This is a genomic window from Mesorhizobium sp. M1A.F.Ca.ET.072.01.1.1 (assembly GCF_004023325.1).
GTDB lineage: Bacteria > Pseudomonadota > Alphaproteobacteria > Rhizobiales > Rhizobiaceae > Mesorhizobium.
Window position 1 is genome coordinate 13615 of the sequence record NZ_RZSF01000037.1, and the last position, 20106, is coordinate 33720.

The 20106-nt window shown below is 61.1% G+C and carries 22 protein-coding genes and 1 tRNA gene; 13 read left to right on the forward strand and 10 right to left on the reverse strand.

Annotated elements, in window-relative coordinates; translation table 11 throughout:
- Positions 1–182 precede the first annotated feature (182 nt).
- Both EOA32_RS08275 and EOA32_RS08280 read right to left on the reverse strand, forming a co-directional pair.
- Positions 183–797 (reverse strand): DNA ligase, encoded by a 615-nt coding sequence (locus EOA32_RS08275; RefSeq protein ID WP_095779207.1) that lies wholly within the window; start codon positions 795–797, stop codon positions 183–185.
- 647 nt (positions 798–1444) lie between these two features.
- Complete coding sequence (locus EOA32_RS08280) at positions 1445–2623, reverse strand: AraC family transcriptional regulator (protein ID WP_245499207.1); 1179 nt, start codon at positions 2621–2623, stop codon at positions 1445–1447.
- Positions 2624–2806: 183 nt separating this feature from the next.
- On the opposite strand from EOA32_RS08280, the gene EOA32_RS08285 reads away from it, so the two are divergent.
- The 8 genes from EOA32_RS08285 to EOA32_RS08320 all read left to right on the forward strand — a co-directional run bounded on the left by EOA32_RS08285 (position 2807) and on the right by EOA32_RS08320 (position 8796).
- Positions 2807–3109, forward strand: a complete 303-nt coding sequence (locus EOA32_RS08285; RefSeq protein WP_127214219.1) for a hypothetical protein — start codon at positions 2807–2809, stop codon at positions 3107–3109.
- 93 nt (positions 3110–3202) lie between these two features.
- Complete coding sequence (locus EOA32_RS08290; protein ID WP_095780722.1) at positions 3203–3448, forward strand: hypothetical protein; 246 nt, start codon at positions 3203–3205, stop codon at positions 3446–3448.
- Between the two features lie 241 nt (positions 3449–3689).
- Positions 3690–4574 carry a cytochrome c oxidase subunit II gene (locus EOA32_RS08295; RefSeq protein ID WP_067000063.1) on the forward strand — a complete coding sequence of 295 codons (885 nt, stop codon included), beginning with the start codon at positions 3690–3692 and terminating at the stop codon, positions 4572–4574.
- Positions 4575–4590: 16 nt separating this feature from the next.
- Positions 4591–6360 (forward strand): cbb3-type cytochrome c oxidase subunit I, encoded by a 1770-nt coding sequence (locus tag EOA32_RS08300; protein ID WP_095779206.1) that lies wholly within the window; start codon positions 4591–4593, stop codon positions 6358–6360.
- Complete coding sequence (locus tag EOA32_RS08305; RefSeq protein ID WP_067000057.1) at positions 6357–7061, forward strand: cytochrome c oxidase subunit 3; 705 nt, start codon at positions 6357–6359, stop codon at positions 7059–7061. Before EOA32_RS08300 ends, EOA32_RS08305 begins: the two co-directional genes overlap by 4 nt.
- Before the next feature lie 10 nt (positions 7062–7071).
- Positions 7072–7791 carry a heme-copper oxidase subunit III family protein gene (locus tag EOA32_RS08310; protein WP_128371447.1) on the forward strand — a complete coding sequence of 240 codons (720 nt, stop codon included), beginning with the start codon at positions 7072–7074 and terminating at the stop codon, positions 7789–7791.
- Between the two features lie 27 nt (positions 7792–7818).
- The gene (locus tag EOA32_RS08315) at positions 7819–8211 is read left to right on the forward strand and encodes a cytochrome C oxidase subunit IV family protein (protein WP_082953928.1); all 393 of its coding nucleotides are present in this window, start codon (positions 7819–7821) and stop codon (positions 8209–8211) included.
- 111 nt (positions 8212–8322) lie between these two features.
- A complete protein-coding gene (locus tag EOA32_RS08320; protein ID WP_067325364.1) occupies positions 8323–8796 on the forward strand; it encodes an aminoacyl-tRNA deacylase in 474 nt (157 codons plus the stop codon).
- Between the two features lie 34 nt (positions 8797–8830).
- On the opposite strand, the gene EOA32_RS08325 is transcribed toward EOA32_RS08320, so the two are convergent.
- From EOA32_RS08325 to tig, 4 genes are all read right to left on the reverse strand, one after another.
- The gene (locus EOA32_RS08325) at positions 8831–9655 is read right to left on the reverse strand and encodes a DUF2189 domain-containing protein (protein WP_128371448.1); all 825 of its coding nucleotides are present in this window, start codon (positions 9653–9655) and stop codon (positions 8831–8833) included.
- Between the two features lie 483 nt (positions 9656–10138).
- Positions 10139–10519 carry a cytochrome c family protein gene (locus tag EOA32_RS08330; RefSeq protein WP_067000047.1) on the reverse strand — a complete coding sequence of 127 codons (381 nt, stop codon included), beginning with the start codon at positions 10517–10519 and terminating at the stop codon, positions 10139–10141.
- Positions 10520–10808: 289 nt separating this feature from the next.
- The gene (locus tag EOA32_RS08335) at positions 10809–11315 is read right to left on the reverse strand and encodes a hypothetical protein (protein WP_095780726.1); all 507 of its coding nucleotides are present in this window, start codon (positions 11313–11315) and stop codon (positions 10809–10811) included.
- A gap of 196 nt (positions 11316–11511) precedes the next feature.
- The gene (gene tig / locus EOA32_RS08340) at positions 11512–12996 is read right to left on the reverse strand and encodes a trigger factor (protein ID WP_128371449.1); all 1485 of its coding nucleotides are present in this window, start codon (positions 12994–12996) and stop codon (positions 11512–11514) included.
- Between the two features lie 342 nt (positions 12997–13338).
- On the opposite strand from tig, the gene EOA32_RS08345 reads away from it, so the two are divergent.
- Positions 13339–13423, forward strand: a tRNA-Leu gene (locus EOA32_RS08345).
- A gap of 325 nt (positions 13424–13748) precedes the next feature.
- Complete coding sequence (locus EOA32_RS08350; RefSeq protein ID WP_128371450.1) at positions 13749–14681, forward strand: hypothetical protein; 933 nt, start codon at positions 13749–13751, stop codon at positions 14679–14681.
- A 52-nt stretch (positions 14682–14733) separates the two neighbouring features.
- Here EOA32_RS08350 and EOA32_RS08355 read toward each other — a convergent pair whose 3' ends face one another.
- Both EOA32_RS08355 and EOA32_RS08360 read right to left on the reverse strand, forming a co-directional pair.
- Positions 14734–15315, reverse strand: coding sequence for a GDYXXLXY domain-containing protein (locus EOA32_RS08355; RefSeq protein ID WP_095778412.1), 582 nt, complete (start codon positions 15313–15315; stop codon positions 14734–14736).
- On the reverse strand, positions 15312–16427 hold the full coding sequence (locus EOA32_RS08360) for a DUF2157 domain-containing protein (RefSeq protein ID WP_095780730.1): 1116 nt from the start codon (positions 16425–16427) through the stop codon (positions 15312–15314). Before EOA32_RS08360 ends, EOA32_RS08355 begins: the two co-directional genes overlap by 4 nt.
- Positions 16428–16661: 234 nt before the next feature.
- Here EOA32_RS08360 and EOA32_RS08365 point away from each other — a divergent pair, with 234 nt between their 5' ends.
- The 3 genes from EOA32_RS08365 (at position 16662) to trmFO (ending at position 18752) form a co-directional block, all read left to right on the forward strand.
- On the forward strand, positions 16662–16802 hold the full coding sequence (locus EOA32_RS08365) for a DUF1127 domain-containing protein (RefSeq protein ID WP_006335194.1): 141 nt from the start codon (positions 16662–16664) through the stop codon (positions 16800–16802).
- Between the two features lie 51 nt (positions 16803–16853).
- Positions 16854–16994, forward strand: coding sequence for a DUF1127 domain-containing protein (locus EOA32_RS08370; RefSeq protein ID WP_067000031.1), 141 nt, complete (start codon positions 16854–16856; stop codon positions 16992–16994).
- A gap of 348 nt (positions 16995–17342) precedes the next feature.
- On the forward strand, positions 17343–18752 hold the full coding sequence (gene trmFO, locus EOA32_RS08375; RefSeq protein WP_067000028.1) for a methylenetetrahydrofolate--tRNA-(uracil(54)-C(5))-methyltransferase (FADH(2)-oxidizing) TrmFO: 1410 nt from the start codon (positions 17343–17345) through the stop codon (positions 18750–18752).
- Here trmFO and EOA32_RS08380 read toward each other — a convergent pair whose 3' ends face one another.
- Both EOA32_RS08380 and EOA32_RS08385 read right to left on the reverse strand, forming a co-directional pair.
- Entirely contained in the window at positions 18753–19703 is a 951-nt protein-coding gene (locus EOA32_RS08380; protein ID WP_189407004.1) for a sterol desaturase family protein, read from the reverse strand.
- Positions 19703–20106 (reverse strand): hypothetical protein (locus tag EOA32_RS08385; protein WP_128371452.1); only part of this gene is annotated, 404 nt, incomplete at its 5' end. The genes EOA32_RS08385 and EOA32_RS08380, both read right to left, overlap by 1 nt.

Consider the following 20106-nt stretch of genomic DNA (forward strand, 5'->3'; position numbering starts at 1 on the left):
CATGCGCTGTAATTGCAATGGATCCTCCGCTGTGATTGGCGGGCAGGTTATTCCACGATGGACGTTCATTCATTGTTAATAAATCGCGAATCGACAGATAATCGGCGTCGCGCCAGGCGTGATTCGAAATATTGCGATCCACAGGACAGAGCGGAATTCGCGGCCTGGGCTCGATCACAGACCTAGTGTTTCGAGATCGGCTCTCTCAAAAATCTGGTTTTGAGCCACGTTTTCGACGGTCCGCTCTGGTAGGGGCTATCGGCGCGTTTCGAGATGACGCCGTCGAGCTCGGTTTTCTCGGTGGCGCGAAAGATCGCGAGCGCGTCGCCCTCAAAATGCTCGCTGTATTGGATCTTGCCGAGGCCAGGCTCAACCAGTCGCCACAGCGCTTGCTTGCGCTGCAGCAGGGATAAGGGGATAAGATTGCGGCCGTCGAGGTGGAGGATGTCGAAAGCGACGAACACCAGCCGGCTCGGCTCGTTCCAGATCGCGGCTTCCAGCGCAGGAGAACCGGGCGAGCCCCGCTCGCCTGAGACAATCACCTCGCCGTCGAGAATGGCAGCCCGGCATGGCAGGTCGACAGCTAGCGCGATGGGCCAGTATTTAGTCGTCCAGTCGCGTCCGTTCTTGTTGTAAAGACGCGCGCCGTTCTTATCAATGATGATTTGCGTGCGGTAGCCGTCGAATTTGGCCTCGTGGACCCACCCTTCATCTTCGGGCGGCCGCTCGACAAGAGTTGGTATCTGCGGCGGAATGAACTCCAGCCGTTCGTCGTCGACCTTGTCACGCTGACTCAACTACGCCACCATCTTTGCCGGATAGCGGTGGCGCGAGCGGCACAGGCGATCTGGTATCCATTTGGACACCTGCCGCCTGTGCCTTGCCCCCACTAAGCCATTCTGCGACGGAATGAACACCGGCCAGCCGCCCCCCGGCCATTGGCACGCTTACTCAACTACGCCACACCTTCGACGGATAGCGGTAGCGCGAGCGGCACAGGCGATCCGATTTCCCCAACTTGGACATCTGCCGCCTGTGCCGAGCCCCCACTAAGCCATCGAGCCCCCACTAAGCTATTTTGCGGCGGAATGAACACCAACCGGCCGCCTCGGCCTTGGCACGCTAACTCACTTACGCCTTTGACGGTTTGCGGCGGCGCGGTCGGCACAGGCGGTGCGATATTCCCCCCAACTTGGAAACCTGCCGCCTGTGCCGAGCCCCCCGCTAAGTCACAGCGAACATCTACGAATAAGGCCGCGCTGTCGTTAGCTGCGCATCCAGATACTTATCCGGGCGTACATATCTCGATCGGCACGGCATCTCTCGCCAGGGATTTTGCCCAATGGGGTACCGCCAGCCAAGGATCGCTTGCCCGGCAAGGATTGTCGCCGGATCCAGTATCACTCCGGGCATACTGATGAAACGTCCGCCGCGGATGCTATGATCAGCTTCCAAGCGCCTTGAGCCATCCTTCAAACGAGGAGGTCTTCTCGTGCTCGCCAAGCGAAACAGAGTGGGCGGGGCGCGGCAACACCGTCGTCCTGCGCCCTTCGCGGGGGCTGTAACCGAACTCCTTGCTGAACGCCCGGCTGAAATTTGCCGCTGAACTGAACCCGAAGGCCTCCGCAATTTGAACGATGCGCCGGCTGTCCGCCGGATCGCTGAGCGCAACATGGGCCGCTAGAAGTCGGCGACTTTGAATGTAATGGAGCACCCCACCGCTCGGTTCGAACAGCTGGTAGAGACGAGATCGCGAAACACCGAGCGCCCGGCACATTGAATCCGGCGTCAGATGAGCCGCTTCCAGGTTGTTCTGGACGTATCGACGGGCCCGCTCCATCAGCGCGACACTCGCCAGTTGTTCGGCCGCAGCCGCATGTTCGGCCGGCGGCGCTAGGCACGCAATGATCATGCTGCGGGTTGCGTGTACGATGCGAGGCAGGTCGTCAGCGGTGAGGCTGCGCAGTCTTGTTACGATGCCGTCGACATAGTCGATCAAAAGGTTTGCAAAATTGCCGGAAAGAATTGAATTGTTGTTTGCGTCGAGGGTTGCCGCCGCGTCGGCGAACAAATCACGCGGCAAATATAGAACGAGACTTTCGGATTCGGTCATCCTCCCGCGAAACGGGTAACCTAGCGACCTGATCTCAAGTTTGCCCGGCTGGCCCTCCGCGACACGGCGATTGACCTCCGTCCACGACCGGCCGGTATGTGGCAAGACGACATACCAATGATCGATCGAGCTGGACCGAAGCTTTGCGGCGGAACGGATATAACTGTGCGCCGGCGTCCGCTGTTCGACGATCAGCATGCCGCCGAGATTCCAAGCCTTGTGCGCTGCGGGGAAGCCGTCGTCCAGCGATTTGTCATCCGGCAGCCTGACCTCGACAAGCGGTGCCACATGCGCTTGCCAAGCGGGGAATTGATCCTCTGCTGCCAGTTCGAGTGTTGAAAAGGACAGCGGTTCCAGTGCCGGCGCGATTGGCCGAGCCGCCTCGTTGTCGGGTTGAACGTCGCGAGGCCAACGCCGTCGCTCACGCTCCGGTACAGGCCCGGTATGCGCCTCGTCTTGCTCCTTAGCGTCCATCGCGCGTGGTGCCATATCCGATTCCGGTATGCCCATGCCCCCGCAATCATGTGGTGTATCCCGGGATCTGGCAAGCCTGTGGACCGCATCGTCAATCACGCTGGGTTACAATAAGAAATGCATCCCGAGATAAGTTTCTGGATACGAGGCTAACGACACACTTCAGACCGGCGCCTATAGATTCCGACATCGTGAAAGCGACGTTGAGGAGACCAGGTAATGAATGAAAAAGTCAAAGGAGAAGCTCGCCGCAAGATAATTCTTGATGGATATGTCAACAACGAGCCTTTGAAAGACATTGCGGCAAAGCTCGGATGCTCACTGGCGAGTTTGAAAGTCAGCGCCAGCAAACTTGGCTGCACTCGCGCCCCGAAAGAGGCGGCTGACTTTCGACGCGGCTTTCGTATACCTGACAACAAACGGCAAGACTATTACCAGCTCATGCGGGTCGGCCAATATAGATCTCGGGACTGCGCACAGATTTTGGGATTATTGACAACACAATCGCCGAGCATGGAGTAACGTTACTAGAAGCTGGGGACAACATCTTTTCAAGCCTCGGTGACAAGGCCCCGCCGCAAAGTACGGGCGGCGGGCGCTGAAAGGTTCGCTCAAATGCTGCGTCGGCGTTTCAATCGCACCTGCCTTAGCCCTCTCGATCTGGCCGTTTGCGAACGCGTGTTCAATCAGGTCTGCGCAGATGAACAGCTCGATCCTTTGGACCCGGACGCCGAAATTCTAGCGGTATTGGTTGTGGCCATCTTTCGAAATGCTCACACCAACGAACGCGAACTGCTGGAGGCGGTCAAATCTCGCCGGCAAAAGGCCAGGGCAGCCGTCCGCACGCCTAAAATGAACTAGTTGATCTACCCGCCAGCGGCATCAAGCCGGCCATTCAGCCCTCTGCACATCGTCCGTAAGGGCAATGCTTCGACGAAGGGCCCGCTGCGCCAAGGCCCCCCGCCCCAAAAGGTCCGGGCGCGCAGCAACGTTTTGCACATCAGCTAGTCGGCTCTGGAATTTCAACCGGAAATCGAGCATGATGCGGCTTGGTATTGGCGTTGGATGCTTCGCGCTCCCATGAAATACCGGAGGACGGGACATGGCCATCGCGCTTGTACTCGTTTTGATCGTCGTGGGCTCGGTGTTGTTCCACTTCCTGAGCCCATGGTGGTGGACGCCGATTGCCTCGAACTGGGACTATATCGACCACACCATCATCATCAGCTTCTGGATCACCGGCGTCGTTTTTGCCGCCGTTGTGCTCTTCATGGCGTATTGCGTGTTCCGCTTTCGCCATCGCGAAGGCAATCGCGCGGTATACGAACCGGAGAACAAGCGTCTCGAATGGTGGCTGACGATCGTCACTGCGATCGGCGTCACCGCCTTGCTCGTTCCCGGCCTGTTCGTCTGGAGCCGCTTCGTCAACGTGCCGAGCGATGCGACCGAAATCGAGGTCGTTGCTCAGCAATGGCAGTGGAGCTATCGCCTGCCGGGCAAGGACGGCAAGCTCGGCACTTCGGACACCCGTGAAGTAGCCGCTGAGAACCCGCTAGGCATCGCCCCAAAGGATCCCAACGGCCAGGACGACGTCGTGGTCGAGGCGGCGGACCTGCACTTGCCGGTCGGCAAACCGGTCAAGATGCTGCTGCGTTCGATCGACGTGCTGCATGATTTCTACATCCCGGAATTCCGCGCCAAGATGGACATGATCCCGGGATCGGTCACCTATTTCTGGTTCACTCCAACAAGGACCGGAACCTTCCAGGTCCTGTGCGCCGAGCTCTGCGGCCAGGGACATCCGCTGATGCATGGCATGGTGATGGTCGACACCGAGCAGGATTACCTGACCTGGCTCGGGCAGCAGCAGACTTTTGCGCAACTGTCGGCGCCTCAGCAAACGGGCTCGGCGAACCCGCTGCCAGGAAAGACAATGGCGTCCGCTTTGGACGTCGGGGCAAAAGTCGAAACTGTCGAGGCCCGCTGAACAGGGAGGTGCTCCCATGGTCGACGTCACACCCGCAGATGCCGTTCCCCCCGCCGAAGTCGGGGAAATGGAACTGTACCATCCGCACAGTTGGTGGACGAAATACGTCTTCTCGCAGGACGCCAAGGTCATAGCGATCCAGTATTCGGCAACGGCAACGGCGATCGGCTTTGTAGCGCTGTTCCTGTCCTGGCTGATGCGCCTGCAGCTCGGCTTCCCCGGCACGTTCGATTTCATTACTCCGGAGGCCTACTACCAGTTCATCACCATGCACGGCATGATCATGGTGATCTACCTGCTCACCGCACTCTTCCTCGGCGGCTTCGGCAACTATCTCATCCCGCTGATGGTCGGCGCCCGCGACATGGTCTTCCCCTATGTCAACATGCTGAGCTACTGGGTCTACCTGTTGGCGGTGCTCGTTCTCGTCGCAAGCTTCTTTGCGCCCGGCGGACCGACCGGCGCCGGCTGGACGCTCTACCCGCCGCAGGCGATCATGACCGGCACGCCCGGTGGCCAGGACTGGGGCATCATCCTGATGCTCTCTTCGCTCATCCTGTTCATCATCGGCTTCACCATGGGTGGCTTGAACTATGTTGTGACGGTGCTGCAGGGCCGCACGCGGGGTATGACCTTGATGCGCCTGCCGCTCACCGTATGGGGCATCTTCACCGCCACCGTCATGGCTCTGCTCGCCTTCCCGGCGCTGTTCGTTGCTTGTGTGATGATGCTGCTCGACCGCGCGCTCGGCACCTCCTTCTTCATGCCGGCGATCGTCGAGATGGGCCAACAGTTGCAGCACAGTGGCGGCAGCCCGATCCTGTTTCAGCATCTGTTCTGGTTCTTCGGCCATCCGGAAGTCTACATCGTGGCCCTGCCGGCCTTCGGCATCGTGTCCGACCTCATCAGCACGCACGCACGCAAGAACATCTTCGGCTACCGAATGATGGTCTGGGCGATCATCGCCATCGGCGCGCTGAGCTTCGTGGTCTGGGCGCACCACATGTATGTCAGCGGCATGCACCCTTATTTCGGCTTCTTCTTCGCCACGACGACGTTGATCATAGCCGTTCCGACCGCCATCAAGGTCTATAACTGGGTGCTGACCCTGTGGCGCGGCGACATTCATCTCTCCATACCAATGCTTTTCGCGCTCGCCTTCATCGTCACCTTCGTCAATGGCGGGTTGACGGGGCTGTTCCTCGGCAATGTCGTCGTCGACGTTCCCCTGTCGGACACGATGTTCGTCGTTGCCCATTTCCACATGGTGATGGGTGTCGCCCCGATCCTGGTGATCTTCGGCGCGATCTATCACTGGTATCCGAAGGTCACCGGACGGATGCTGGACGAGGCGCTCGGCCAGTTTCACTTCTGGGTCACCTTCCTCGGCGCCTACCTGATCTTCTTCCCCATGCACTATATCGGCCTGATTGGTGTACCGCGCCGCTACGCCGAACTGACAGACATGACGATCATGACGGAGTCGGCCCATCATCTGAATTCGTTCATCAGCATCATGGCCTTCTTGGTCGGCTTCGCCCAGATGGTGTTCCTGTTCAACCTGATCTGGAGCATCCGTCACGGCCGTGACGCCGGCGGCAATCCGTGGCGGGCAACGACGCTCGAGTGGCAGACGCCGCAGACGCCGCCGGCGCACGGCAATTTCGGCAAGGAGCTGCCGATCGTCTATCGTTGGGCCTATGACTATAGCGTGCCGGGCGCGAAGGAGGATTTCATCCCGCAGAACGTGCCGGGCTCCTTCATCCCATCGAGGGAGCCGGCATGAGCGTCATCCTGGTCTTCCTGCTGGTGATCGCCGGCTTTGCCGGATGGTGGCTCTCGCACCAGCGGCTGACCGCGAAGCCGTGGCTCGAGCAAGGCTTGGCCGGGGACTTCGTCGGCCTCGAGCGATCGGCCCTGCCCACCGCCAAGATCGGCCTCGGTGTCTTCCTCGCGGTCGTCGGGTGTCTGTTTTCGCTGTTCACCAGCGCCTATTTCATGCGCATGGGTCTGCCGGACTGGCGGCCTCTGCCGCTGCCGCGCCTGCTCTGGCTGAACACCGGCGTGCTAGTGCTGAGCAGCGTCGCGCTGCAATGCGCCGTGATCGCGGCGCGCAGAGGCCAGACGGATATGGTCAGGCTCGGTCTTGCGACGGCCGGGCTGACCGCCCTCGCCTTCCTGATCGGCCAACTGATCGCGTGGCGGCAGCTGACCGATGACGGCTACCTGCTGGACTCCAACCCGGCCAACAGCTTCTTCTATCTGATCACCGCCATGCACGGCCTGCACATACTGGGCGGGCTGGTCGGCCTTGGCAGGACGAGCATCGGCGCCTGGACGGGCGCCCGGCCGCAGCGGCTTCGCCTCGGGATCGAGCTCTGCGCGATGTACTGGCATTTCCTGCTTTTCGTCTGGCTCGGCATCTTCGCCGTCCTGGCCGGCTGGGCGGCGACATTCGTGAGCATTTGCCAACGGCTGCTGACCTAGGAGACTGGCGATGACCGAGACGACACTGACGGATAGCAGCCAGTTGGATCGCCCCCAGGGCTGGCGCGGGATTGCCGCCGACTGGGCCTCGGATCAGCGCGCGTTCAAGAACGTGTCCTGGGGCAAGGCCATGATGTGGATCTTCCTGCTCAGCGACACCTTCATCTTCGGCTGCTTCCTGCTCTCCTACATGACCGCCCGCATGTCGACGCGCGTGCCGTGGCCCAACCCAAGCAAGGTCTTCGCGCTGCACATCGGCGGGTCGGAGGTCCCGCTGATCCTGATCGCCATCATGACCTTCGTGCTGATCTCCAGCAGCGGCACCATGGCCATGGCGGTCAATTTCGGCTACCGCCGCGATCGCCGCAAAACCGCGATCCTGATGCTTTTGACCGCCGCGCTCGGCGCAACCTTCGTCGGCATGCAGGCCTTCGAATGGACCAAGCTCATCACCGAAGGAGTGCGGCCCTGGGGCAATCCCTGGGGAGCCGCGCAATTCGGCTCATGCTTTTTCATGATCACCGGCTTCCACGGCACGCACGTCACCATCGGGGTCATCTTCCTGATCATCGTGGCGCGAAAAGTCTGGCGCGGCGATTACGACATCGGGCGTCCAGGGTTTTTCACCAGTCGCCGGGGCCACTACGAGAATGTCGAGATCATGGGACTCTACTGGCACTTCGTCGACCTGGTCTGGGTGTTCATCTTCGCCTTCTTCTATCTTTGGTGAGAGGGTAGGCTTTGTTGAGAGGACGAAATGGCTGAAGCAACCGCAAACGGTCTCGGACAACAGGCACTGCACTCCACCCACGATGCGGCGACCGCCGGCAAGTCGGACACGCATCAGGAACACCCGATCAGGCTCTATCTGGTGGTCTGGGTGTGGCTGTTCATTCTCAGCGCCTGCTCCTATATGGTCGACTATTTCGGCCTGCACGGCTATCTCAGATGGTCGCTGATCCTGATCTTCATGATGCTCAAGGCAGGACTGATCGTGGCCGTCTTCATGCACATGGCCTGGGAACGGTTGGCGATGATGTACGCGATCATCCTGCCGCCGATATTGGTGCTGGTCTTCGTGGCGATGATGGTCTTCGAGGCCGACTATACGCTGCTGACCCGTATCGCGTTTTTCGGGCCAGGCCCCTGACGCGCGGTTCGGATAAACCGCAGCCTAATCAGCCCGAAATGGCCGGTGCCTCGAAACAACCGGCGGTTTGGTTTTTATATGCGTCGTGAACTCAAGCAAAGGACGCGGAAAATGACGATAGCGAACAGACTGAGGAATTTCATAGACGGCAAGGGAATCCCGTACGACACCGTCGCGCACCATCGGACTGCAACCAGCAGGCAGGCCGCCATTGCCGCCCACGTGCCCGGCAGCATGATGGCCAAGTCCGTGGTCGTTCACCACGAACTCGGCTATGCGCTGGCCGTGGTCCCAAGCACCCACAGGATCGAACTCGCCAAGCTCCAGGACGTCATGGACAAGCGCCTCGGGCTCGCTTCCGAAGACGAGGTGGTCTCGCTCTTCGATGATTGCGATATCGGCGCCGTGCCGCCGATCGGCGCGGCCTATGACGTGCCGGTCATTTTGGACGAAAGCCTCGGCGACGCCGCCGATATCTACTTCGAGGGCGGCGACCACAAGACCCTTGTGCATGTCAGCGGCAAGGATTTCCGCGACCTGACCACAGGAGCGCGTCGGGCACGCTTCAGCCACCCGGCCCTGTGAGAGCACCGGCACTCCAGCCCGTGCTCGACAGGGTCTACGAGTTCGCCGGTCTTGGGGCGGCGGCCGGCGCTTCCACGACCTTACGATACACGTGCCAGGTGGCATGGCCGAGGACTGGCAGCACAACCGCCAGCCCCGCGAACACCGGCAGTGAGCCGACGATCAGCCCAACGGCGACGATCAGTCCCCAGACGGCCATTACGATGGGGTTCGCCAGCACTACGCGTACGGAAGTGTGAATGGCTTCGTAGGCGCCGACATCGCGATCAAGCAGCAGCGGAAAAGCCACCACGGTGGTGCACAACACAACCACGGCGAAGACGAATCCGATGGCGTGACCCAGCACGATCAGGGTCCAACCGCGCCCGGTGGCGAATATGTCAGCGATGAAACTGGACAGCGATGCCGGGGGCGCGGGACCGAACAGCTGCTCGTAGAAGATTTTGGCGGTCAAAAGCCACGCGATGAAGATCGCGAACAGCATGATCCCGACCGCGGCGATGGCCGGCAGCGCCGGGGAGTTCCTGACCTCGAAGGCATGGCGCCAGGATGCATCGAGCCCGGCTTCCCGTCTGCGGCTGATCTCGTAAAGACCGATCGCCGCGAATGGGCCGATCAGCGCAAAACCGGACACCAGCGGAAACAGCAGTGGCAGCGCGTTCGCTCCCGATGTCCAGGTAGCAAGCACCACGCCGACGAGCGGATAGATCATGCACAGAAACACGATATGCGAGGGTTTCACCATGAAATCGTCGACACCGCGCCTGAGCGCGTCGAAAAGATCGGAAAGGCCGATCTTTCTCACTCTGGTATGCTCGAGCGTTTCGCTAGCGCCTGCAATGACGTGAAAGCTTGCCATGACCATTCCTCCAGACCAGGGTCCGGCAAGGTCGCGGATTCGCGGTGCTACCGCTCTGCATGGTTGGCCACGCAAAACCGCGACCTGCACCGGCAGCCAACATACTCCATTGCGCCCGATTTGTCTCTTTTCATTGGAACGAGGGTGCGGTGGCCGGCCAGAGCTCCACGCTGGTTCGAGAGGTTTTTTTGCGGTATTCTTATACAACTACAACGCAGTGCCTCCGGTACGCGCAAAGGAGGCTGGATCACTTTGATTGGCCCGTGATCCTTTCCCGATTTCGGGGTCATGCGCCTGGTCGAAGGCGAACGTCATGGACACGCGAACGCTTCTCATACTCGGCCTTGGCATAGCCATTCTGTTGGTGCTGGGATTCTTTGCGCTGCCTGCATGACAGGGCCGGCGGCGGCATTCCAGCAGCGTCATGCCGGCCGCCCTCGGTCGGAGCGAGCCGGCGCCACCGACGGGCCTGGAAGGGCCCGCTTACTTCGAAAACTGTTTCAGGTAAGCAATGACGTTGGCTACGTCCTGATCGTTCTTGAGGCCGGGAAACACCATCTTCGTCCCTTTGATCATGCCCCTGGGGTCTTGAAGATACTTCGTCAGCGTGGGCTCATCCCATTTGATGCCGGATTTTCCGGCCTCGATCATAGCAGGGGAAAAGGTGAAACCGGGATGCGTGCCCGCCGTGCGCCCGATGACGCCGTGCAGAGACGGGCCGACCTTGTTCTGGTCCTGGTCTGCAATGTGGCAGACCTTGCACTTGGTGAAGACCTTCTCGCCTGCGGCTGCATCCTGCGCCCGCGAAGGGCTTGCAATGAAGATCGTGGCCGCCGAGGCGATGAAAAGTGCGATTGCGCGCATGGCATTCCTCCCTGATCGATCGTCATCTGCGCCGGACGATCCGCACCACGCCAGCTGCGCTGGGGCGGCCTGCACGGTACAGCGGAATATCCGTGGTCCCACCAATGGAATTGCGGCATCTACATACCACAGTATCAAGCCAATGGGTAGAAACGGCAATTTGTGCAAAGGTGCACGTCGCCCAAGCTCCGCAGCGGTTCTGGCAGAACGACATGCATCAAAACACGGACCTAAAGCGCGTCGCCTGAGTCCGGCTCCTCGCGACGCGTTTTAGGCCGTGTGCTGAGAGTCACGGCGGATCGGTATTGCAGCTTGCAGCCATCTGTCCGATCGCCTCGGACAGTCCGGCGAGTTCGAAATCGGCCTCGCCGCGTCCCGACAGCAGGCCGAAGCGCCATGACAGCAACAGCCGGCTCGCCGAAACCAGCCGCTTGATGCCATCGGCTCCGTCCCTGACCAGCATTTTACCGCGTGGGCCGACAGACCAGCTTTCATCGAACTTGCCGCCGCCATCGACCATGACCGACATGGTGATCTTGCGGCTGGCGGAGACTGAATCGTTGAGTTGCAGCCATTCGCTCCAACGCGGTTCGCCGTCCGGTCGACAGGCCAGCGTCAGCACCGGACTGTAGCCCAGCGCGCCGCCGCCGGTGATCAGCTTGTTGGTGGCGTATAGCGACGCAGTGACCTGGCCGTCGTTGCCCGCGTCGACGCGCCAGTTGCCGAGATCGGGTCCGGCCTCTGCCACACCGGCCGCGGCAAGCAAGAGCGCCGCGGTAACGACCACGCCCCTCATCGTGAATGCCACACCCACCGACGCCTCCAAACGACCCTGCGCAATGTGATATCGAGCAGATAATCATCAATGTTCGGTATCGCCAGCAGCGTGCATTCATCTGAAGCGGGTGGTGTTGCCCCGCAGCAACAACAGAGAACATGAACGAAAAAGGCCGCCTCGTGGGCGGCCTTTCGAAATCAGCTTATCGCCGGTTTTACTCGGCGTGCTTGGCGGCCTTCTTCTTCGGCGCGGCCTTCTTCTTGGGCTCTTCCGCCTCACCGGCTGCTTCGCCGGCCTTGGCCTCGGCTTTCTTGGAGGAAGCCTTCTTCGCCGGCTTCGCCTTGCTGGCGCTCTCGGCCTCCTCGTCGTCCGCCATCAGCTCTTCCTTGCTGACCTTCACGTCCTCGACCGAAATCTGGCCCAGCAAATAGTCGACGACCTTTTCCTCGAACATCGGCGCGCGGAGCGAATTAATCGCCTCGGGGTTGCTGCGGTAGAACTCGAAAGCTTCCTGCTGCTGGTTGGCCGGGAAGCGGCGAACCTGCTCGAACAGGCCGCGCTGCAGTTCATCGTCCGACACGGTGACCCCGGCCTTCTCGCCGATCTCGGCAAGAACCAAGCCGAGACGCACGCGACGTTCGGCCAGCCGCATATATTCGGCGCGCGCCTCTTCCTCCGTCGTTTCTTCGTCGGCAAAGGTACGGCCGGCGGCTTCGAGGTCGCGGTTGACCTGCGCCCAGATGTTGTTGAACTCGGCCTCGACGAGCTTCGACGGTGCCTCGAAGGAATAGGCGGCATCGAGCTGGTCGAGCAGCTGGCGCTTCACCTTCTGGCGGGTCATGGAACCGAACTGGTTCTCGATCTGGCCGCGCACGATCTCGCGCAGGCGCTCCAGCGATTCCAGGCCAAGGTTCTTGGCCGTCTCGTCATTGATCTCGAGCGCGCCGGGCTTGGCCACTTCCTTGACGGTGACGTCGAAGGTGGCTTCCTTGCCGGCCAGATGCGCTGCCTGGTAGTTCTCCGGGAAGGTCACCGTGACCTGCTTCTCATCGCCCGCCTTGGTGCCGACCAGTTGGTCCTCGAAGCCCGGGATGAACTCTTTCGAGCCCAGCACCAGCGGCTGGTCGGTGCCGGCGCCGCCGGCGAACGCCTCGCCGCCGATCTTGCCGACATAATCGATGCTCACGCGATCGCCTTCGGCGGCCTTGCCCTCCTTGGGCTCGTAGCTGCGAGCCGATTCAGCGACCCGCTTCACCTGGTCGTCGACCTCCGATTCCGGCACGTCGTAAACCTGGCGCGTCACCTTGATGTCGGAGAAATCCTTGACCTCGATGGCCGGGATGACCTCGTAATTGAGGCGGAACTCGAAGTCGGCGCCGCCGGCCAGGATCTTCTCCGCCTCCTTCTCGTCCTCGGTCATGATGACTTCAGGCTGCATGGCGGCCTTTTCGCCGCGGCCCGAGATGATCGAGCGGGTCGAGTCGTTGAGGATCTCGTTGACCACCTCGGCCATGAACGACTTGCCGTACATCTTGCGCAGGTGCTGCACCGGCACCTTGCCCGGGCGGAAACCGTTGATCCGCACCTTGCCGCGGGCGTCGTTCAGCCGCGCCATCAGCTTGGCTTCCATGTCACCGGCCGGCACGGTGATCTTGATCTCGCGCTTGAGACCGGAGTTGAGCGTTTCGGTGACCTGCATCCTAAAACCTTTGTTTTCACCAACGAGGCTGCCAAACGGTCCTTAGCCGTTTACAGCCTGCCGGTATATTCTTGCCGGAAATGGCTTTGGTACGGAACCTGGTGATTTGACCGCCAATGCGGCTCAAACTCTCCTGAACTGCGCTTCCAAAATGTGAAGAAGTCTTTGTTTTTCCTACTTCTTCTTACATTCGGCAGAAGCGGATAGTCGCGTCCCGTCACATTCGACACGCCTTTTGTCACAGGCTAGGCTAATTTTCAACCATCTTCGCGATTACGAGAATGACGGTGACTTGGACCCCGACGTTGACAGAATGATGGCTACATGGGATTGCCGGGGAACGCGGATGTGGCGGAATTGGTAGACGCCCTGGATTTAGGTTCCAGTGCCGAAAGGCGTGGGGGTTCGAGTCCCTTCATCCGCACCACCCTTCGCCTGGCGAGCTTCGGGTGGTACGCCACCCTATGGTCGTCAGAGCGAAGCTGTCCTCCGAACCTTTGGCAGGAAGCACCGGAGCCATCAACTCCTGGCGGCGCACGCAGGGCTCGAGCAGACAATCCGCTTTTTCGTGTGCAATTCCCTTGAAATAGCGCGTCAACAGGTTCTTAGTCGCAGCAACAGGCAGGTTGGGGCTCTGTCAGGTTGTGCGCCTAGTTTCTCTGGTTCTGGCGGTTGGGTCGGCTGTCGCGGCAGCGACATGTCACGTTGAGGCCTTGGAGTACACTTCGGTTTCCTCTCCGGGCCAGCAGCCAATGCTTCTTGTATCCGGTGAGTTTGGCGCCAATGAACCCCTGAACGCCTTCAGCAACGCGGTTGCGAGCAGCAGGGCCAGGATGATCGTATTCAACTCCCGCGGCGGCAACGTCGGCAGTGCGATTCGCTTGGGGCGACTGATCCGCGCGGCGGGGTTGGATACTTTTCAGCTTCGCCAATTGCAGTGCGCTTCAGCCTGCTCACTGGCCTTCCTGGGCGGCGTCCACCGCGTTGCCGAACCAGGTTCCATCGGCGTTCATCGGCCGTCCCTCAAACCGGCCGACGGGATGTCAAATGAAGACGCGGAGGCCCGTTTCCAGTTCGGCACGGCCGCAATCATATCCTATGTGGTCGAGATGGGAGCGGATCCCAAGCTGATGGAATTGGCTTCGAGCTATGACAAGCATGACATACGGTACCTATCGGCCAGCGAAATGGCAGAGTTGCGTGTGACCAATGCCGCAGCGAACCAGCCGCAAGCGGATGCATTGCAGGTATCAACGACGCCGGATCCTGCGTCCGTGTCCGCTCCTGCGCCCGACGCCAGGCAACAGCCGGAAAGCGTTGCGGTCGCCTTCGTCAGGGATCTCATCGAGCATCATGGCGATAACAACGATTTCGCTCTTGCTCAGGCTCGGGCGTCCTACGCTCCCACGGTCGACTATCATGGCAAGTTGACGAACCTAAGTTCGATCATTGAGGACAAGAGGAGCTATTACCAGCGATGGCCTGAACGCGGATACAACGTCCGCAATGACAGCATTGCGGTCAGCTGCGCCAACGATCGCTGCAACGTCTCAGGCATCTACGACTGGATTGTGCGCAGCCCCTCGACACACAAGCAGGAGAAAGGCGTAGCGGACTTCAGCTATACGATATCGATCGGTCCCTATCCCAAAATCATCGCCGAGACGGGCGATGTCCGGCCATAACCAGGACCGTCGTTAACCCGGACCGTCGCGCTGACGCCCAGGCCCGAACACACTAATAAAGCGGCTCCTCGAACAGCGTCTTGTCGCCGTCCATGAGCGCCTTGATCTGCGCCTTGCCATCGGCGGAGAGCGCCAGCTTGACGCCGAACGGCCGCACGCGCATGTCGTTCTGGATCGCCATCCCCTTGCCCTCCGGCAGGTAGAAACGCTCGATCCCGTATTCCGGCGTGATCGTCATCTCGGGTGAGCGCAGATCCCAGCCATCCGCTACATGCCCGACAATGTCGGCCTCATCGGAAGCGGCAGGCGCCGGCGCCTGATCGAACCATGCCGCGCTCGGCTGCCAGTAGCCGTCCACAGCCTTCTTCAACCTGACGACGATCTCGGAGTCGTTGCTGGTGAACTTGCCCGGCGGAATGTTGGCGATAAGCTTCACCGGGATGCGCGAGATGTCATAGCCAAGCGAGATATAATCGCCGCGCAGAAGATCGCGCGGGTCAACGGGCTCAACCTTGAGCAGGACCTCCTTGCCGTTGCGCAGGATCGCCGCGCGTCCGGCGATGATCCAGCCCAGCAAGCCGATTTGGACAAGCGCCGTCACCAGCGCCGCGATGATCAGTCTTTTGCCGCTCATGCCGCTGCTCCTCCGGCGGGCGTCTTCATTCGTTTTTCAACGCGGATGATGACCAGCGCCAGTATTCCCAGCAGCACGGCCGCGGACAGGAAGAAGCCCGCCGTGTCGAGCATCGACTGCAACATCACCACATAGATAATGGCGAGCTCGAAGGCAAAGCCGGCATACGCCACCCAGCGCAAGCCTCTGCTTTCACGGCCGCCGAGCATGATCGCCGCGACGATGCCGGCAAGCGCGGCTGCCGAGGCAATGGCAAAGCCGCTGTTGTAGCTCGCCTCATCGGCCAGTTCGAACTGGACCATTGCGAGGCCGGCAAGAAAGCCGATGAGCGCATGCAATGGCAGCCTGCCGCCGAGTTGCACGACGCTGTCGACGGGTTCGGCGACAAAGATCGCTGCCGCGAACAGCAGCATCGAGACGAGCACGAGCGGAATCGCGACCTGGAGCGTGTTGTGGTCGATCGCCAGCAGCAGGAGATAGAATACGATCGAAAGGATGATGACGTGCCGCGCCGCCTGGCTGCGTGTCCAGAATGAGATGGCGAACAGCACCAGCACGATAGCGGCGAAGAGATGCGGGAACTCGGCACGGCGGAAAAATCCTCCCCATTTAAGGAACAGCCAGGCATCGGCGATGCCGACGGAGGCGACGGTGAGCGGGTTCGAGCGCAATGCGACCGCCGCCAGCGCCGTGCCGGCGCACCACGTCAGCAATGCCGAAGCCTCGTCGCCCGACAGATGATACATCTGACCGATCAGCGCGATTGACCCGCCAAAGGCCGCGGCGGCGATGATCCATAGCGCCTCACCGATCGCCGCATGGTCGCGTGTCTTCAGAACGGCGCCAGCGACATAACCGCCGAGGATGACAGCAAACAGCGCCGTCACGCGCGCCAGGCGCGGAATGGCTTCCCAGTTGGCGGCGACGAAGATCAGGATCGCGGCACCGAACAGTAACGCCGCCATCATCGCCAGGATAGAGCCGAAGCTCAGCGAGGCGCGATCGTTGGCGGCAACGTCACGCGTTAATGCGTCCGCCGTCGGCGCGTCGATCAGGCCCGCCGCCCGCCAGCGGGCGATATCGGCCCTCACCTTCGTCGCATAGCCCGCCATCCGTTCCCCCCGAGCTTTGGCCATTTTACAACCGCGCGCCGCAAATCGTTGACGCAACGGCATTTTCCGATTCGGTCTTGCTTATGGCGCAAGCGTGAATCGCCGTTAATGTTGCATTGCACAATTTGCATTGCTGCCATGCACCAATGGCACTTTTAAACCGATATGACCCCGCCTATTTTCCGTTCGTACACAAACGGAATGATCCGAACCAAAGACGAAACGAGCACTACCATGAACCTGATCCGCAACTACCGCAACTGGCGCCGCTACCGGGACACCGTTTCCGAGCTGAGCCGCCTGTCGAACCGTGAACTGACCGACCTCGGCATCAGCCGCAGCGACATTCACTACGTCGCTCGCAAGGCGGTCTAATCCGCTTCGGACCGCGAATGGTCCGAACCAGTTTTTGAGAAGAGCAAGACAATGAACCTGATCCGCAGCTACCGTAACTGGCGCGTTTATCGCGAGACGGTTTCTGAGCTGGGTCGGCTTTCGAACCGCCAGCTCAATGATCTCGGCATCGTTCGCGACGAGATCAAGATGATCGCCCGCAAGGCGGTTTGACAAGGAATCTCGCCAGGGTCGACCTCCTCCCCGACCCTGACGGATACGGTCAGCCTTTACCTCCTCCCGAAGGTTGACCACCGAAACGGCGCCCGCCGGACCTCCTCCCCCGGCGGGCGTTGTTCTCCGAAAGGATCCGCCCCTTCAATTGGCGGAAGGAATTTCGTCAAAGCCGACCTCCTCCCCGGCAATGACGAATATGGTCGATCTTCACCTCCTCCCGAGGATCGACCCCCAAAACGACACCCGCCGGACCTCCTCCCCCGGCGGGTGTTGTTGTTTTGGAGGTAGTCGGCCCGTCGAAGCCGGCAATTGCATTCGCCGCGCCAAGCGACTATCTCGGCGCTCATGAGCAAAGATCCCGTTCACGTCATCGGCGGCGGCCTCGCCGGCTCCGAAGCCGCATGGCAGATCGCAGAAGCCGGCGTGCCGGTCGTGCTGCACGAGATGCGCCCGGTGCGCGGCACCGACGCGCACAAGACCGACGGGCTCGCCGAGCTCGTCTGCTCCAACTCGTTCCGCTCGGACGACGCCGAGACCAATGCAGTTGGCTTGCTCCATGCCGAAATGCGGCTCGCCGGCTCGCTGATCATGAGCGCCGGCGACGCGCACCAAGTCCCGGCCGGCGGCGCTTTAGCCGTCGACCGCGACGCTTTTTCCGAGGCAGTAACCGCAAAAATCGAAGCGCATCCGCTGATTGCCATCCAGCGCGAGGAAGTGTCTGGACTTCCGCCGGCGGATTGGGACCAGGCGATCATCGCCACCGGTCCGCTGACCGCGCCTTCGCTTGCGCAGTCGATTGCCGAAGCAACCGGCGCCGATGCGCTCGCCTTTTTCGACGCCATCGCGCCGATCGTGCATTTCGACACCATCGACATGAACACCTGCTGGTACCAGTCGCGCTACGACAAAGTTGGCCCCGGCGGCACCGGCAAGGACTACATCAACTGCCCGATGGACAAGGAGCAATATCTCGCCTTCGTGGCGGCGTTGCTGGACGGCCAAAAAACCGAGTTCAAGCAGTGGGAAGGCACGCCCTATTTCGACGGCTGCCTGCCGATCGAGGTGATGGCCGAGCGCGGCGTCGAGACGCTGCGCTACGGGCCGATGAAGCCGATGGGGCTGACCAACGTCCACAATCCGTCGGTCAAAGCCTATGCAGTGGTGCAGCTTCGCCAGGACAATGCGCTGGGCACGCTCTACAACATGGTCGGTTTCCAGACCAAGCTGAAGCATGCCGAGCAGGTCCGCATCTTCCGCACCATTCCCGGACTGGAGAATGCCGAATTCGCCCGCCTCGGCGGCCTGCACCGCAACACTTATATCAACTCGCCGACGCTGCTCGATCCGTCGCTGCAGCTGAAGTCGCGCCCCGGCCTGCGTTTTGCCGGCCAGATCACCGGTTGCGAAGGCTATGTCGAAAGCGCCGCGATCGGCCTGCTCGCCGGCCGCTTCGCCGCGGCCGAACGGCTCGGCCGGGCGGCCTCACTGCCGCCGTCGACCACGGCCTTCGGCGCGCTGCTCAACCATATTACCGGAGGCCACATCGTCTCCGACGACGAGCCGGGCAAGCGCTCCTTCCAGCCGATGAACGTCAATTTCGGCCTGTTCCCGCCGGTCGAGGCTCCAAAGTCTGAAGGCAAGCGCCTGCGCGGCAAGGACAAGACCGTTGCCAAGCGCCGCGCGATCACGGCGCGCGCATTGGCCGATTGTCGCGTGTGGCTGGGCCTGCCTTCGCAGGCGCAGGCAGCGGAATAGCTACTCCGCCGGCTCGGCACTCGCCGCCGGCAATCCCGGCTTTCCTGCTTCGGACGGATTCCTCCGCACATAGGCCGCCTTCAACGTCTCCGACGTATCGCGCGAGCCGTCATGGCTCCAGCCTGGCGGCCGGATCAGATAGCTGAGACGCTGGCCGAGCGTCAGTCCCGGCATCATCGCATCCTTGAACATGCCGATCCATTCATGGAAGGCGACCTTCAGCGGGTTGAAGGTGCCGATGTTCTTGACAATGCCGTAGCGCGGCCGGTCCTCGTCCAGTTCCGCGACGAAAGTGCCGAACATGCGGTCCCAGATGATCAGCGTGCCGGCATAGTTGGCGTCCAGATAGCGCGGATTGGTGGCGTGGTGGACGCGGTGGTGCGAGGGCGTGTTGAAGACGAATTCGAACCAGCCCCACATCTTGCCGATCGTTTCGGTGTGGATCCAGAACTGCCAGACGAGGTTGAAGCCGAAGACGAAGGCAATGACGGCCGGATGGAAGCCGAGCAGCACCAGCGGCGCCTGCAGCACGAACATGAAGGTGAAGAGGCCGGTCCAGCTTTGCCGGAGCGCCGTCGAGAGATTGTAATGCTGGCTGGAATGATGGTTGACGTGCTCGGCCCAAACCCAGCGCACCCGATGCGCGATGCGGTGGTAGACATAGTAACGCAAATCATCGAGCAGGAAGGCGGCGACAAACACCCAGATCGATAGGCCGAGATTGCAGAAACGGAACTGCCAAAGCCACAGCAGCGCCCAGTAGGATACGACACCGAGCAGCAGGCCGGCGACGACATTGCCCGTCCCCATCATCAGGCTGGCCAACGTGTCGCGCGTCTCGAACGATCCCTTGGCGCGGCCGGTGCGTGCCAGCCAGAGCTCGATCAGGATCGCCGTGACGAAGAACGGGATGGCAAGCTGGGTGACCTGCGGGAAATTGTAATCGTCCATCACGCCGCCTCTCGGATCTGATCGTGCCTCAGCAGCACCGCCCCCACGCTCAGCGCGTCTGCCTCGTCGGCGAAGGCAAACCGCCCGCCTTTCCAGGTGAAATCATCCATTTTCAGCGACAAGACATTACCTTCCCGCACCAGGGCGAGCACATCCCGCGGCGTGACGATGCGGGTTAGGAAACAGTCGCCGATGCTCTGGACGATGCCGCAGCGCTGCGGGTCGAGTTCCAGAATGGCGGCTTGCCTGTCGGATGTCAGCCTGACCGCCCCAGGCTTTTCGTCTGGAAAGTCTTCGGCAAAACGTGCGAGCGCGTGTTCAGCCCCGGCAAGCGTCGCGGTCGTCGTACCGCCGGTGAAATGCACGGCCGCCACCGACAGCGCGATGCCGAACACGACAAGGA

What these genes read in the sequence shown, in the direction of transcription:
- EOA32_RS08335 (WP_095780726.1), bottom strand. Translation starts at nt 11,315, where the DNA reads ATGAGGGGCGTGGTCGTTACCGCGGCGCTCTTGCTTGCCGCGGCCGGT.
- EOA32_RS08325 (WP_128371448.1), bottom strand. Translation starts at nt 9,655, where the DNA reads ATGGCAAGCTTTCACGTCATTGCAGGCGCTAGCGAAACGCTCGAGCAT.
- EOA32_RS08300 (WP_095779206.1), top strand. Translation starts at nt 4,591, where the DNA reads ATGGTCGACGTCACACCCGCAGATGCCGTTCCCCCCGCCGAAGTCGGG.
- EOA32_RS08295 (WP_067000063.1), top strand. Translation starts at nt 3,690, where the DNA reads ATGGCCATCGCGCTTGTACTCGTTTTGATCGTCGTGGGCTCGGTGTTG.
- trmFO (WP_067000028.1), top strand. Translation starts at nt 17,343, where the DNA reads ATGAGCAAAGATCCCGTTCACGTCATCGGCGGCGGCCTCGCCGGCTCC.
- EOA32_RS08380 (WP_189407004.1), bottom strand. Translation starts at nt 19,703, where the DNA reads ATGGACGATTACAATTTCCCGCAGGTCACCCAGCTTGCCATCCCGTTC.
- EOA32_RS08360 (WP_095780730.1), bottom strand. Translation starts at nt 16,427, where the DNA reads ATGGCGGGCTATGCGACGAAGGTGAGGGCCGATATCGCCCGCTGGCGG.
- EOA32_RS08350 (WP_128371450.1), top strand. Translation starts at nt 13,749, where the DNA reads ATGCTTCTTGTATCCGGTGAGTTTGGCGCCAATGAACCCCTGAACGCC.
- EOA32_RS08305 (WP_067000057.1), top strand. Translation starts at nt 6,357, where the DNA reads ATGAGCGTCATCCTGGTCTTCCTGCTGGTGATCGCCGGCTTTGCCGGA.
- EOA32_RS08315 (WP_082953928.1), top strand. Translation starts at nt 7,819, where the DNA reads ATGGCTGAAGCAACCGCAAACGGTCTCGGACAACAGGCACTGCACTCC.
- EOA32_RS08370 (WP_067000031.1), top strand. Translation starts at nt 16,854, where the DNA reads ATGAACCTGATCCGCAGCTACCGTAACTGGCGCGTTTATCGCGAGACG.
- EOA32_RS08290 (WP_095780722.1), top strand. Translation starts at nt 3,203, where the DNA reads ATGCTGCGTCGGCGTTTCAATCGCACCTGCCTTAGCCCTCTCGATCTG.
- EOA32_RS08355 (WP_095778412.1), bottom strand. Translation starts at nt 15,315, where the DNA reads ATGAGCGGCAAAAGACTGATCATCGCGGCGCTGGTGACGGCGCTTGTC.
- tig (WP_128371449.1), bottom strand. Translation starts at nt 12,996, where the DNA reads ATGCAGGTCACCGAAACGCTCAACTCCGGTCTCAAGCGCGAGATCAAG.
- EOA32_RS08330 (WP_067000047.1), bottom strand. Translation starts at nt 10,519, where the DNA reads ATGCGCGCAATCGCACTTTTCATCGCCTCGGCGGCCACGATCTTCATT.
- EOA32_RS08280 (WP_245499207.1), bottom strand. Translation starts at nt 2,623, where the DNA reads ATGGGCATACCGGAATCGGATATGGCACCACGCGCGATGGACGCTAAG.
- EOA32_RS08365 (WP_006335194.1), top strand. Translation starts at nt 16,662, where the DNA reads ATGAACCTGATCCGCAACTACCGCAACTGGCGCCGCTACCGGGACACC.
- EOA32_RS08320 (WP_067325364.1), top strand. Translation starts at nt 8,323, where the DNA reads ATGACGATAGCGAACAGACTGAGGAATTTCATAGACGGCAAGGGAATC.
- EOA32_RS08285 (WP_127214219.1), top strand. Translation starts at nt 2,807, where the DNA reads ATGAATGAAAAAGTCAAAGGAGAAGCTCGCCGCAAGATAATTCTTGAT.
- EOA32_RS08310 (WP_128371447.1), top strand. Translation starts at nt 7,072, where the DNA reads ATGACCGAGACGACACTGACGGATAGCAGCCAGTTGGATCGCCCCCAG.